General features: G+C 73.4%; 14 protein-coding genes and 1 pseudogene. 5 read left to right on the plus strand and 10 right to left on the minus strand.

Annotation, left to right across the window (positions count from 1 at the left end):
* The first annotated feature begins 48 nt into the window (after window positions 1-48).
* Window positions 49-972 (plus strand): hypothetical protein, encoded by a 924-nt coding sequence (locus tag IFT88_RS02200; RefSeq protein WP_192118671.1) that lies wholly within the window; start codon window positions 49-51, stop codon window positions 970-972.
* A gap of 115 nt (window positions 973-1,087) precedes the next feature.
* Here IFT88_RS02200 and IFT88_RS02205 read toward each other — a convergent pair.
* Window positions 1,088-2,876, minus strand: a pseudogene (locus IFT88_RS02205) (DEAD/DEAH box helicase); the annotation flags it as partial.
* A 444-nt stretch (window positions 2,877-3,320) separates the two neighbouring features.
* Window positions 3,321-3,722, minus strand: coding sequence for a hypothetical protein (locus IFT88_RS02210; RefSeq protein WP_192118672.1), 402 nt, complete (start codon window positions 3,720-3,722; stop codon window positions 3,321-3,323).
* 146 nt (window positions 3,723-3,868) lie between these two features.
* On the opposite strand from IFT88_RS02210, the gene IFT88_RS02215 reads away from it, so the two are divergent.
* On the plus strand, window positions 3,869-4,201 hold the full coding sequence (locus tag IFT88_RS02215; protein WP_192118674.1) for a hypothetical protein: 333 nt from the start codon (window positions 3,869-3,871) through the stop codon (window positions 4,199-4,201).
* A 55-nt stretch (window positions 4,202-4,256) separates the two neighbouring features.
* Here the strand turns inward: IFT88_RS02215 and IFT88_RS02220 are convergent, their stop codons facing one another.
* Window positions 4,257-4,940 carry a DUF1684 domain-containing protein gene (locus IFT88_RS02220; RefSeq protein ID WP_192119390.1) on the minus strand — a complete coding sequence of 228 codons (684 nt, stop codon included), beginning with the start codon at window positions 4,938-4,940 and terminating at the stop codon, window positions 4,257-4,259.
* A 170-nt stretch (window positions 4,941-5,110) separates the two neighbouring features.
* On the opposite strand from IFT88_RS02220, the gene IFT88_RS02225 reads away from it, so the two are divergent.
* Complete coding sequence (locus tag IFT88_RS02225) at window positions 5,111-5,614, plus strand: nucleoside deaminase (RefSeq protein ID WP_043595897.1); 504 nt, start codon at window positions 5,111-5,113, stop codon at window positions 5,612-5,614.
* A gap of 31 nt (window positions 5,615-5,645) precedes the next feature.
* Here the strand turns inward: IFT88_RS02225 and IFT88_RS02230 are convergent, their stop codons facing one another.
* Window positions 5,646-6,134, minus strand: coding sequence for a hypothetical protein (locus tag IFT88_RS02230; protein WP_192118677.1), 489 nt, complete (start codon window positions 6,132-6,134; stop codon window positions 5,646-5,648).
* Window positions 6,135-6,221: 87 nt separating this feature from the next.
* Here IFT88_RS02230 and IFT88_RS02235 point away from each other — a divergent pair, with 87 nt between their 5' ends.
* A complete protein-coding gene (locus IFT88_RS02235) occupies window positions 6,222-6,818 on the plus strand; it encodes a hypothetical protein (RefSeq protein WP_137847945.1) in 597 nt (198 codons plus the stop codon).
* Window positions 6,819-6,866: 48 nt separating this feature from the next.
* Entirely contained in the window at window positions 6,867-7,172 is a 306-nt protein-coding gene (locus tag IFT88_RS02240; RefSeq protein WP_043595892.1) for a DUF427 domain-containing protein, read from the plus strand.
* A 272-nt stretch (window positions 7,173-7,444) separates the two neighbouring features.
* Here the strand turns inward: IFT88_RS02240 and IFT88_RS02245 are convergent, their stop codons facing one another.
* The 6 genes from IFT88_RS02245 to flgL all read right to left on the minus strand — a co-directional run bounded on the left by IFT88_RS02245 (window position 7,445) and on the right by flgL (window position 13,082).
* Window positions 7,445-8,089: a CGNR zinc finger domain-containing protein gene (locus tag IFT88_RS02245; RefSeq protein ID WP_043595891.1), complete on the minus strand. Its 645-nt coding sequence runs from the start codon at window positions 8,087-8,089 to the stop codon at window positions 7,445-7,447.
* An 89-nt stretch (window positions 8,090-8,178) separates the two neighbouring features.
* A complete protein-coding gene (locus IFT88_RS02250) occupies window positions 8,179-8,634 on the minus strand; it encodes a SprT-like domain-containing protein (protein ID WP_043595889.1) in 456 nt (151 codons plus the stop codon).
* 21 nt (window positions 8,635-8,655) lie between these two features.
* Window positions 8,656-9,897 carry a tetratricopeptide repeat protein gene (locus tag IFT88_RS02255; RefSeq protein WP_192118679.1) on the minus strand — a complete coding sequence of 414 codons (1,242 nt, stop codon included), beginning with the start codon at window positions 9,895-9,897 and terminating at the stop codon, window positions 8,656-8,658.
* A gap of 540 nt (window positions 9,898-10,437) precedes the next feature.
* Window positions 10,438-11,646, minus strand: coding sequence for a PQQ-dependent sugar dehydrogenase (locus IFT88_RS02260; protein WP_249408735.1), 1,209 nt, complete (start codon window positions 11,644-11,646; stop codon window positions 10,438-10,440).
* Between the two features lie 150 nt (window positions 11,647-11,796).
* Window positions 11,797-12,201, minus strand: a complete 405-nt coding sequence (locus tag IFT88_RS02265) for a flagellar assembly protein FliW (RefSeq protein WP_043594811.1) — start codon at window positions 12,199-12,201, stop codon at window positions 11,797-11,799.
* Entirely contained in the window at window positions 12,198-13,082 is an 885-nt protein-coding gene (flgL, locus tag IFT88_RS02270; protein WP_192118681.1) for a flagellar hook-associated protein FlgL, read from the minus strand. The genes IFT88_RS02265 and flgL overlap by 4 nt, the downstream gene beginning before the upstream one ends.
* Window positions 13,083-13,084 lie beyond the last annotated feature (2 nt).

Raw genomic sequence — 13,084 nt, forward strand, 5'->3', positions numbered from 1 at the left:
AAGGAGGCGCGGATCGCGTTCCTCGCGGCGCTCGGCCAAGCTGGACCGATGCGTGACATGTCAGGACTGCTCATCCGTCGTCCCCGGCTCGTCGACGACGGCGAGGATTCCTCGTCCATAGAGCGGGACGCGCGACGTGGCCTCGCGGTGCGGCTCGCCGCCGGCGTCTACGTCCGGGCGGACGACTGGCGGTCGCTCGACGCCGCGTCGAAGCACACCGCCCGCGTGCACGCGGTGCTGCCCCGGCTCGGACCGCACGCCGTCGTCTCGCACGAGTCAGCCCTCGCCGTTCGGGGGTTTCCGCTGCTGGGTGAGTGGCCTCGTAGGGTGCACGTCGTGGCACGACAGCGCGCTCGCGACAAGGTGACCGGGTCGGTTCACCAACACGCGGCGCCCCTCGGCGACGGCGAGATCGACACGGTCGACGGGTTGCCGGTGGTGGGTGCCGCCCGCGCGGCCATCGACAGCGTGCGCCGGCATGATCTGCGCGGGGCCACCGTCGTGCTGGACCACGGGCTGCACGTGGGGGCGTACGACCGGGCCGCGCTCGAGGCCGCCCTGGCCGCCCGGCCCGGGGTGCCTGGGTGTCGACGGGCGGCGGTCGCGGTCGCCTTCGCCGACGAGCGGTCCGAGTCGCCGGGCGAGTCGCTGAGCCGGGCGGGCATGAGGGCTGCGGGGCTCGCGGGGCCCGAGTTGCAGGCCCGGTTCCCGGTGACGGGCCCCCTCGTCGGCTTCGTGGACTTCTGGTGGCCGCAGTTCGGCGTCATCGGCGAGTTCGACGGCGAGGTGAAGTACCGCGACGAACGGATGCGGGCCGGGCGCAGTCCCGAGCAGGTCGTGATCGACGAGAAGCGGCGCGAGGACGATCTGCGGGCGCTGCCCGGCGTGCGCACCGTCGTCCGGTGGACCTGGGGCGACGCCCTGCGCGCCGAGCCCATGGTGCGGTCTCTCGCCCGTGCCGGGGTGCGGTGATGTGGGTGGTAGCGCAACACCCCCGAACCCGCGTGACACCCTCTGATCAGAGGGTGTCACGCCGGTTCGGGGGTGTTGCGCTACCACCCACATCACCGCACCCCGGCACGGGCGNCGCGGCGTCCGCCGCTGCGCTGGACGCCGTCACGCTGGCCGCCCTCGCGCGAGCCGCCGAGCGACGCCGCGAACTCGGCCTGGTCGTTGCGGACCGCGTTGGTGCGGCTCTGGCCGCCGTCGCTCTGGGTGCCGGTGCTCTGGGCGCGGCGCCCGGTCTGACGGGTGCCACGGGTCTCGTCGCGAGCACCGTCACGCGCGCCACGGGCGTCGTCTCGGACGGGCGTGGACGAACCGCGACCCGACTCGGTCGAGTAGAAGGTCGAGGCGCCACCGCGGGGAGCGGCGTCGCGACGCGCACCTCCGTCGCGGCCACCCTGGCGGCCGCCGTCACGCGAGCCACCCGAGCGACCGGCACCGGCACCGGCGCGACCGGCGTCGGAACCGCGACCCGCGCCTCCCTGGGCGGGGCGACCCGAACGGTCCTGGCGGGCGATGGGGTTGCCCTGCGAGTCCTGGCGGGCGGCGCGCTTGCGCTGGGCGTTGGCGCCCTGCGAGCGTCCGCCGCCACCCTGCTGCTGCTGGACGGCAGCCTTGGGCGAGGGCTTGACGTAGGCGGCGACCTGGCCGACGAGGGCGTCGACCTCGGGCGAGTTCGGCGTCACGGCGGTGATGGTCGGACGGATGTCGGCCTTCTTCATCAGCTGGGCGACGTCACGCTTCTGGCTGGGGATGACGAGGGTGACGACGTCGCCCTCGGCTCCGGCGCGGGCGGTGCGGCCCGAGCGGTGCAGGTACGCCTTGTGCTCGGTCGGCGGGTCGACGTGGATGACGAGCTCGATGTCGTCGACGTGCACGCCACGGGCGGCGACGTCGGTGGCGACGAGCACGCGGGCCGAACCGTCCTGGAAGGCGGCGAGGTTGCGGTCGCGCTGCGGCTGCGACAGGTTGCCGTGCAGGTCGACCGAGGGGATGCCCGACTCGGTGAGCTTCTTGGCGAGCTTCTTCGCGTGGTGCTTGGTGCGCATGAAGAGGATGCGACGGCCCTGGCCGCTCGCGAGCTTCTGGATGAGCGCGTTCTTGCTGTCGACGTCGGGCGTCTCGAAGACGTGGTGGGTCATCTTGGCGACGGGCGAGTTGGCCTCGTCGACCGAGTGCAGCACCTCGTTGTGGAGGAACTGCTTGACCAGCTTGTCCACGCCGTTGTCGAGGGTGGCGCTGAAGAGCAGGCGCTGGCCGTCGTTCGGGGTGGCCTTCAGGATGCGCGTGACGCCGGGCAGGAAGCCCAGGTCGGCCATGTGGTCGGCCTCGTCGAGGACGGTGATCTCGATGGCGTCGAGCTTGACGAAGCCCTGCTTCATGAGGTCTTCGAGGCGGCCGGGGCAGGCGATGATGATGTCGACGCCGGCCTTGAGGGCCTGCACCTGACGGTTCTGCGAGACGCCGCCGAAGATCGTGGTGGTGCGCATGCCGTAGGCCTCGGCGAGCGGGGCGAGGACGGCGTCGATCTGCGTGGCGAGCTCGCGGGTGGGGGCGAGGACGAGGCCGAGGGGGCGTCCGGCGCGGCGGTTGCCGCCAGCCAGCTTGCCTCCGAGGCGCGCGGCCATGGGGATCGAGAAGGCGAGGGTCTTGCCCGAGCCGGTCTTGCCGCGGCCGAGGACGTCGCGGCCGCCGAGGGTGTCGGGCAGGGTGTCGACCTGGATCGGGAACGCGGTCGTCTTGCCTTCGGCGGCGAGGGACTTCACGATCGGGGCGGGCACGCCCAGCGAACTGAAGGTGACGGCGTCGGCCGTCTCGTCGACGCTCGTGGCGCCGGTGGTGTTCTCGGTGTCGAGGGTGTTCGTTGACATGTGGTGCACCTTTCGGGGCATCGGTGTCGAGCCGGGCCGAGGCTGCCTGGCCGCCTGCTGGTGAGGGGGCACGTCGGGGACGTGCTCGCACGAGGGCGGGGCAGTGCCGGGAGGACGGCTGTCGTAGCCGGGCTCGAGGTGTGGCGACGGTGCAGGTGTGCACGATCGTTTCGCCGCAGAGTGAGCTTCGCGCGCCTGCTGGTCTGCCTGGGTGTGTGCCAGGACGGAGAGGCGGTGAGGGGCGTGCTACGACGCAGGGAGCCGATCGGGCCGGCTCGCAAGTGACCCCAGCCTAGCGGCTGAGGCCGGAAAACGCGACGGGTGTGGTCTGCACGGCCGTTCAGGGCACCGCGTGGCGGTGCCGGGGACGAGCCGAGGAGGCGCGGGTCGGCCCCTCAGGACGCCTCGCCCCCACCGCACCTCCTGAACTCCGACCTGCCTCCGCTACGAGAACAGGCGCCGGATGGCCTTGCCCAGCGCCGTGCGTCGGCGGTGCCAGCCGTGGGCCTCGAGGGTGCGCTTGACCGGGCCGACGACCTTCGCCGAGTTGAACGTGTACGAGCCGCTGGCCGAGCCGCGCTGCCGCTCGACGCCGATCTCGGACCTCTTGTACTCGGAGGTCTCGGGGATCAGGGTGATGCGTAGCCGGTACGACTGCTCCCGGCTGCCGAACGGCCCCGACGCCTTGTCGTAGACCCAGGTGAAGACGATGCGTCCGCCCTCGATGCTCGTGGTGAAGGGATGCTCGGGTCGTGAGCCGAGGTCGAGCAGCGCCTGCGTCACGACCTCGGGGCTCGACGGGGTCGAGGGGCTCGACGGGGTGGTGGGCGGCGTCGTCGGGGTCATGATCCGACGCTAGTCGACGTGCACGCGTGGATCGACCTGTCGTTCTGCCGATCCGACGACGTGGTTGGCTACACCTCGGGGGCGCGAAGGCCGCGGCTCCGGGGGCACGCACCGGTGTCTCCACCTCGTCCGGAAGGTCTGAACCCATGCGCACGTCGACGGTCGTCTCGAGCGTGATCACCGCCTCCGTCCTGGCGACGGCCCTGGCCGGATGCACCGCCTCGGCCTCGATCGACCGGACCGTGTCGTCCAGTGCCTTCGCGACCACCGTCGCGGACGCCCTCGAACGAGAGGTCGGCACCCGACCCGACGTCGACTGCGGCGACGAGGCCATCCCGGTCGTGGACCGGTCCGAGGTGCACTGCGACGTGAACACTCCGGGCTACGACGTCGTCTACGACTCGGTCTCGGTGATCAGCACCGACGGCGGTGACGACTACAGCGTCGCGGTGGAGGTCGACTCCGAGCCGAAGGGCTAGGCGCGCCCCAGCCCGCGGGGCTCGAGCAGTGGGCGCGTCCGCCTGCGGGCCCCGATCAGTGCGCGCGCCCGTACCGTTCGCCGACGGGGATCTCGACCGCGACCGTGTTGCCGGGCTGGGCGAGCGGGCAGGCCCAGGCGGGGTCGTAGGCGCAGCTGGGGTTGTACGCGAAGTTGAAGTCGAGCACGATCGTGCCGGGTTCGCCACCGGCACCGAGGTCGGCACCCTTGACCGAGTCGATCAGGTAGCGTCCGCCGCCGTAGGTGCCGCCGGGCTTGCCCGCCAGCGCGTCCTTGATCGGGATGAACAGGCCGCCCGCGTACTGCGCCAGCTTCCACACGTCGAGGCTGCCGACGCCGGGCACGTCGGCCACGCCGACGAGGTCGAAGAGCACGTCGCCGTCGGTGCCGGTCTCGACGACCATGCGTCGCGGTTCGGCCGGCTCGACCGCCACCTCGAATCGCCAGGCCGGGTCGTACGGCTTCGTCGGCAGGCCGGTGAAGTCGGGGCGGTCCTCGGGCAGCAGCGGCGTCGAGGGGTGCGTCGAGAACAACTCGTCGCGGGTGCGCCGCCACAGGTCGTGGGCCGCCGCCAGGTCGGTCGCCTCACGCACGTCACGGTACAGCCCGTGGATCGTCCGCCGCCACGACGCGATGTCGAGCGCTCCCTGGGCGGGCGTCGGGGCGGTGGTGTCGGCAGCGGCGTCGGCGGTGGCCTCGGCAGAGGCGTCGACGCCGATGTCGGGGGTGGTCTCACCGGTGGACGAGGAGGCGCGGGTCGGGTCGGTCACCTCTGCCACCGTACGCAGGCGGTCGCCCCGCCGCCCGTGGCTCCCTCACAGGCGGGCCGCCCGTCCACAGCTCGCCGTCCCGGCCGCGGCGGACGGTCCCCCCTGGCTACGCTCACCCCATGACGACCGACACCACGACCACCGACCCCACCGTCACCCCGGCCGACCTCGCGCAGCTGCACCGCGCGATCGAGGTCGCGCAGCAGGCTCGTGACCACGGCAACCATCCCTTCGGCTCGCTGCTGCTCACGGCCGACGGGGACGTCGTCGAGGCCGAGAACACGGTCGTCACCGAGGGCGACCCGACGGGCCACGCCGAGACGAACCTCGTCCGCCTCGTCGCCCAGCGGTTCGACAAGCCGACGCTCAAGGCCGCGACCCTCTACACGAGCACCGAGCCGTGCGCGATGTGTGCCGGAGCGATCCACTGGGCCGGCATCGGTCGGGTCGTCTACGCGCTCGCCGAGCAGCAGCTGCTCGGCATGGTCACCGAGCAAGAGGGCGAGTCGACGCTCGACCTGCCCTGCCGCGAGGTCTTCGCCCGCGGGGGAGGCGCGGTGTCGGTGTCGGGGCCGGCGCTGTTCGACGAGGCCTCGGCCGTCCACGCCGGGTTCTGGAGCTGACGCCGGCCCCCGGTCCGGCGTGCTGCCGAGGTCAGACGTGCTTCGGGTGGGTCGGCGCCCCTCGCCAGGTCGGGGCCAGCGCCTTCATGCGCAACGCGCGCCACTGCCAGGTCGCCCAGAGCCCGGGCCAGAGCAGCAGGCCCAGGGGTCCTGCGTGGAACTCGAGTCGGTCACGCAACAAGGTGTGGCCCGGGCCGTCCGGCACGACGGCCATCCGGTGGTTGATGCGCATGCGGGCGAACTGGCCGCTCGTGCCGCGTCCGGTGTCGCGTTGGATCCACGCACCGTCGCGCTCGTGCCAGTCGAGGTCGACGTGCGTGCTGCCGAGCGGCAGGACGCCGAGGATGCTCGCCGACACCGGGTGCGCCTCCTCGGTCCAGCGGTCGGGGAAGCCCGACGGCGACTCGGACCGGTAGACGACCAGCGGCTTCGTCACGGCCACCATCACCTGGGGGTCGCGCAGGGCGTCGGTCGCGACGTCGACGGGGCAGGCGAGGCGGAGTCTGAGCTGCACGTGCATGCTCCGATCCAACTCCCGCCGCCTGATCGCATGTCACGCCGCGTCACGCACGGGCGACGTCCGACTGCGGCTGCCTACGCTGGTCCGATGAGTTCGCACGGCCAGCAGAAGTACCAGGTGAGGTTCGACCACGGCGTGGCCGGCGCCGCCCGCATCGCACCCGGGGCACACGTCGTCGTCGTGGTCGACGTTCTCGACGGGCACGGCACACTGACTCGGGACGAGACCGCACGCGTCGTCGCCGCGCTGCCCGAGGTCGCGAGCGAGGCCGACGTCCTGGTCGTCACCGGTGCCGGGGCGGCGCCCGAGGTGGCCCGGCACGTGGTCGAGCGTCAGGCCCGACGAGGCGACCGCGCGCTCGTGGCGATCGTCGCCGCGGGGGCGGTCGAGGCCGACGGGTTTCGACCCGCCGTCGAGGACCAGCTCGCCGCCGGAGCGGTGGTCGACGCGCTCGCCGCGGTCGGCATCGACTTCTCGTCACCCGAGGCGGCCCTCGCCTGCGCCGCCGCCGGGGCGCTCGCCCGGGCCTCGTCGCACCTGCTGACGGCCTCGGCCTCGGCGGCCGAGCTGGTCGCGACCGACCGGGGCGACGTGGTCGACGCGGCCCGCGCCTCCTCGTCCTCCGCTGCCCTCGCCGTCGTCACCACGACCGGTTCCCGAGGGGAATTCACCCCCTCGGCGTAGCGTTGCGGCCAGAGCGACCCGAACGTCGCCCCGACCGCAGGAGGAACCATGAAGGCAGTGCTCACCGACGGAACCGTCGTCGCCGAGGCCCCGAAAGACGAGCTGATCTCGATCGAGGGCAACTGGTACTTCCCGCCCGCGAGCGTGAACTCCGACCTGCTGACCGAGAGCCCCACCCAGTACCACTGCCCGTGGAAGGGCGACACCCAGTACTTCAGCGTGAGGTCCGGCGACGACCTGCTCCAGGACCGCGCCTGGAGCTACCCGACGCCGATCCCGACCTCGTTCGACCGCGTCGGCAAGGACTACTCGGGCTACGTCGCCTTCTGGAAGGACGTCTCGGTCGTCGACTGACCGACCGTCGAGCGTCGCCCGTCGACCCCGCACCTGTCACGCCGCCACGAAGTAAACAACCCGCCACGTGATCACGTGGCGGGTTGTTTACTTCGTGGCGGGGAGAGCGTGGCGGGGGGAGCGTGCGGGGCGCCGGGTGGCACGCCGGGCTGGGTGCCTGGGCGGAGGCTGAGCGGGTCAGCGGGCTCGGGCGGTGGCCGAGCGGGCCGGACGGGGTGGCCGAGCGGAGCGGCCGAACACCGTGCGCGACTCCGACCTCGACCGTGGGAGGCTCAGGCGCGAGCGGCCCGGGCACGATGCGCCCGCACCTTGGCGCGGTTGCCGCACCGCTGCATCGAGCACCAGCGACGGCTGCCCGCGCGCGACTCGTCGAAGAAGACGAGCCCGCACGCCTCGTTCGTGCAGCGACGGAGGCGCGAGTCCGGCCCGCCTCCGAAGCCGACGGTCGTGAACAGGGTCACGGCGTCGCGCGCGACCGACGCCATCGCCTGCCCGAGCCGCAGGCGCCCCGCACCGGCCTGGCGTCGGCCGCCCTCGAGGGACGGTGGGACGTCGGGCAGGGCGGCGAACAAGTTGAGCGTGTCGACGTCGTCGGGGTCCGTCGAGGTGGCATCGGCCGCGGCCACCGCGAGCCGCGCGATCGCGTCGCGCAGGCCCCGCGCGTCGGCGAGTTCGCGGTCGCCCGCCGAGCCCGCGATGCCGTCGAAGCGTTCGCCGATCCAGTCGTCGAGGTCGGCGGGAAGCAGGAGGCCGTCCCACGGGGTCGACCCGTCGGCGGGCAGGTCGAGGCCCGACTCCGGGCCGAAGCGCGATCCGGCACGGAACCCGCCGAGGTACGCGAAGTCGAGGCTGAGCGCGCCCGAGTCGAAGAACCACCGGGTGTCGGTGTCGGATCTGAGCCACTGTCCGGTCTGCACCTGACCACCCTAACCGGTTACGCGCCTCCTCGGCTTTCCGGCACCCTCGCCGAGGAGAAGGGGCGGCCGAGGCCCGGGGAGGCGCGGCGTCAGACCTCGCGCTTCGTCCAGGTGATCAGGTGCGCCGGGTCGTACCGCCGCGAGCACCGCCCGCAGGCGAGCGGCCGGGCCGGCTGCCGGTAGCGGTAGTGCTCGTGCCCGGCGGGGCATACCCCGACCCACGGGGCGAGCTCGCTGGCGATGGCTCCGTCGTGCAGGCGTGAGCCGACGTAGCCCAGGTCGGTCGCGACGGCCTTCCACCGGGGACCGTGGCCGGCGCGCGAGCCGGCGAGGGCATGGGCGACCTCGTGCAGCAGCACCTGGTGGATCTCGTCGTCGTCGTAGCGACCGGCGAGGTGCCGCGAGACCGTGATGCGCTTCGTCGTGTAGTTGCACAGGCCCGCGCGGGTCTTCGCGTTGTCGAAGCCGAAGGTCCACACGGTGGGGTCGAGGTGCAGGTCGATGAGCGCGGCGGCCCAGCGCCGCACCCGGTCGAGGTCGGCCACGTCGAGGTCAGGAGGCGCGGGTCAGCGCCGTGGGAACGGCCAGGTGGTCGGCTCGTCGTCGCGCGGCAGGCCGTCGACGACCCCGGTCACGCCGGTGTCGCCGGTGCGGGGTCGGTCGCCGGTACGGCCCTCGTCGGCGCCGCGACGCTCGGTGTCGCCCCGACGCTCGGCGTCGAACTCGTCGGAGTCCCGGTCGCGGTGACCGGCGGCACGCTCGGCGAGGTGGCTGATCTTGCCCCAGAGTCCGCCGTCGCGCGGTGCGGCAGGAGCGGTCGCGGCGACCTTCTCGGCCCGGGCGGCGGCGGCGTCGGCCACGGGCGACGCGGCGGCCTCGTCGGGCATCGACTCGGGATCGAAGCTGATGGCGGCGGTGCGCGCGGCGTCCATGGGCTGACGGACCGGCACCGCGCCTCCGTCGTCGTCGGAGGTCGGGGCCTCGGTGCGCTGCGACGATTCGGGGGCGGAAGCAGGAGCAGGAGCAGACGCGGGGGCGGGTGACCCGCCGTAGAGTGCGGCGATGCCGTCGAACCGGGGCACCTGGGTCCGGGCCGGGGCCGGGGCCGCGGGCGAGGCCGACGGCGCCGACGTCAGGGGCTGGACCGGCACCGGGTTCGTGTCGCCCACGGCCGGGGCCTCGATCCGTGGCTGCGGGCCCGTGTCGCTGAGGTAGGCGCGCATGACGCCCTCGATCGCGACGCGCAACCCGTTCGTGCGGTCGCGCGGAGCACCCGACGCCTCGTACGCCTCGAGTGCCTTGGCCAGGGTCTCGCGAGCCTCTTCGTTGCGGCCGAGGTCGTAGAGCGTGTAGCCCTCGAGCTCGGCGGCGGCGGCCTCGAGCTCGCGCCACTCTTCGGTCGCGGCGGTGATGCGGCTGGTGTGCAGGTCGTTCAGGGCGCGGTCGAGCTTGCCCTGCTCGCGGAAGATGTGGGCGCGACGGATGCGGGCGGCCGTCGAGTCGGCTCGGTCGCCGGTGAAGTGGGCCAGGCGGAAGGCCTCTTCGGCGATGGCGAGGGCCTCGTCGAGTCGGCCGAGCAGGCGCAACAGGTCGGCGCGCTCACCGAGGGCGGCCGTGCTGCGGCTCTGGCCCAGGGCGGCGAGGCGGGCCTCGGCGGCGGGCACGTCGACGGCCGTGCGCAGGCTGACGGGGTCGAATCCGCCGGCGCCGCCGATGCCGCGCACGACGGGTGCGGCGAGCCCCGGCGGCACGGTCTGGGGGCGGGCGCTGCCGGGTGCTGTCGTGTCGGGTCGGTCGTGCTGGCTCATCGAGTACGAGGGTAACCGCCCGGCCCCCGAACAGGCCGCGCGGCGCGCAGCGTGTGAGCGAGTGTCGCGGGCCGGTGTGCGGAACCCGGCCCGCGCCTCCTGAGGTCGTGTGCGGAACGAGACCCGCGCCTCCTCGCCCGGTGTGCCGAACCCGACCGGCGCCTCCTCGCCCGGTGTGCCGAACCCGACCGGCGCCTCCTCGACCGGCGGGCCGAACCCGACCGGCGCCTCCTCGCCCGGTGTGCCGAACCCGACCGGCGCCTCCTCCTGTCGCGTGCAGATCCCGACAAGTGGCCGCTTCCCGCCACGCGATCGTGCCGGTCGGCCGGCGTGTCGCCCTCCGAGTGTCGCGATTTGCACGGGAGGAGCGCCGAGGCGGGGGCAGGGGCAGGGGCCGAGGCAGGACGGCAGACGGGCAGGAGGGGCGACGAGGCAGGACGGCGGACGGGCAGGAGGGGCGACGAGGCAGGACGGCGGACGGGCAGGAGGGGCGACGAGGCAGGACTGCAGAGGGCCAGGAGGCGCGGGGCGACCCGCGGGTCAGGGGACGGGGGTGAGCGGGACGCTGACGATGCGGTCGTCGCCGGCGCTCGGCGTGCCCCGCCCGTCGGTGTTGTTCGTCACGAGCCAGAGGGTGCCGTCGGGACCGGGGAGGACGTCGCGGATGCGGCCGAGCGAGCTGTCTCCGGCGAAGAGCTCGGTCGGCACGGCCTCGGAACCGGGCGCGACCTGGATCTCGAACAGCTTCTCGCCGCCGAGCCCGGCCAGGTAGAGCGTCGTGCCGACCGCCGTGAGGCCGCTCGGGCTCGCGTCGTCCGTGGACCACTGCAGCACCGGGTCCGAGAAGGCGCCGTCCTCGCCGCGTCCCTCGACCTCGGGCCAGCCGTAGTTCGCCCCGGGCTCGAGGGCGTTGAGCTCGTCGTAGGTGTTCTGCCCGAACTCGGCTGCCCAGGCCGCGCCCGTGGCGTCCCAGGCGATGCCCTGCGGGTTGCGATGACCGAGCGAGTAGACGAGCGACCCCGGCGTCGGGTTGTCGTCGGGCACGCCGCCGATCGCGGTCGCACGCAGCACCTTGCCGCCGAGCGAGCCGGGGTCCTGCGCGTTCGGCCGCTGGTTCGCGTCGCCCGTCGTCACGTACAGCATCCCGTCCGGGCCGAACGCGATGCGGCCGCCGTCGTGGTTGCTCGCCTTCGGGATGCCGGTGATGACGGCCTCCTGCTCGCCCAGGCCGTACGAGCCGACCTCACCCGTGATCGGCGCGCGCACCACCCGGTTGTCGTCGGCGGTCGTGGCGTAGGCGTAGAGGTACGACGGCGATCCCGCGAGCACGGCCAGGCCGAGCAGCCCGCCCTCGCCCTCGTGCACGACCCCGCCGATCGTGCCGGCCTCGCGGGTGCTGCCGTCGGCGAGCAGTTCGAGCACGGTGCCGGTGTCGCGCAGGCTGACGAACGACGACCCGGTGTCGAGTCGCACGACCGACCAGGGGGCGGCCAGGTCCGTGGCGACGTCGGTCGTCACGGCGTCGGCCGCGACGGTGACGGCGGTCGCGTCGGTGGTCGGCGCGACCGGGCCGGGCCCCGGGGCGGCCGTCGGGTCGGTCGGGGTCTCGGACGCCGGGCGGGTGGCGGCCTGACCGCCCGAGCCCGGGGCGTCGGCCCCGGCGGTGCAGCCGACGAGCAGGACGGCGGTGACGGCCGCCATCGTGCCGACGGCGAGCCGGTGCCGTGTGGTGCGGGGTGTCGTGATCATGATCGCGCCTCCTGGGGTCCAGGCAAGCCGACGACCGTGACGTCCGCACCGGTCGTCACCACACCGTGACCGCCTTCGCAGCCGGTGTCCAGCCGAGCGCGAACCGGGGCCCCGCCGCGAGCCGGGCCGGTGCGCGGCCGCGAGGCAGGGCTACGCGCGCGGGTTCAGCTCGGCGCGCAGCGGCCAGTCCTGGCCCTCGAGGATCAGCTGGGCACCCGCGCCGGTGCGCACGTTGACCACGATCGGCGCGAGCAGGTTGACCGTCATGCCGGTCGACGCGGGCGTCGCGACGACGAGCAGCAGGGCCTCGGCGGCGTCCTGCAGGTCGAGGGTGGCGGACTGGTCGTCCGACACGACGGGCGAGTAGTCGGGCAGGTGCACGGACGCGTCGAGCACGAACAGTCGCACCTCGGACCCGCTCGCCCGCAGGGCGAAGAGTCCGGGGGCACCGTCGATGCGCTCGAGCGAGAAGTCGGTCAACGGCTCGAGACCGAACGGAGGCGCGACGAACGTCACGACGGAGCCCGCGACCTCGCGGGCGGCGTTCGCGCTCATCGGAGGAAGTCCATCAGCGTGGGCTGCAGCACCTTGGCGGTGACCGCGAGGGCCGCCTGGTACGACGTGTTCTGCATCTGCAGGTCGAGCACGGCTTCGCCGAGATCGAGGTCCATGATGCCGGCGCGCTGCGCCTCGAGCGTGGTCTTGGTGTCCAAGAGGGTGTCCTCGGCTCTCAGGATCTGGGACTGTCGTGCCCCGATGTCGGACTGTACGCCGCGGACGGCCGTCAACCGGGCGTCGACCTCGGTGAGCCGCGTCCCGACGTTGACGCCGGCCCGCAGGTCGCTGCTGATGCGGTCGAGCATGCTGAAGACCGAGTCGGCGCCGGTGCCGAAGGAGGTGGCCCCGTCGGCGTCGACGCGCACGCTGGTCTCGACACCGATCTGGCGGGTGACCGACGAGCCCGGGGTGCCGGTGTAGCTGAAGTCGGGGCGGAAGGCGACGCCCGCGTCCGACGTGCCGGCGAAGACGCTGCGACCGTTGTACGAGGTGTTCGCCACGGCGAGCAGGTCGGCCTTGAGGCCGTCGATCTCGGTCGCGATGGCGTCGAGTGCGGGTTGTGACAACGCGCCGGTGTTGGCGCCCTGCACGGTGAGGTCGCGCACCTTCTTGAGCACGTCGTCGGTGGACGACAGGGCCGAGTCGGCCAGCGAGAGCCACCCGTTGCCGTCGCCGACGTTGCGGGAGAACTGCACGTTCGCCGCCTGCTCGGCCTTGACCCGCAGCGCATCCGCCGTGCCGGCCGGGTCGTCCGACGGCTTCGAGATCTTGTCGAGGGTCGACGCGCGCTGCTGGGCCTGGTCGACCCGGTACGAGCTGGTCTGCAGGTTGCGCTGCGCGGTGAGCATCGCCATCTGGTTCGTGGTGCGGGTGATCATCG

Origin of the sequence: Frigoribacterium sp. CFBP 8751 (genome assembly GCF_014841545.1) — a bacterium.
GTDB lineage: Bacteria > Actinomycetota > Actinomycetes > Actinomycetales > Microbacteriaceae > Frigoribacterium.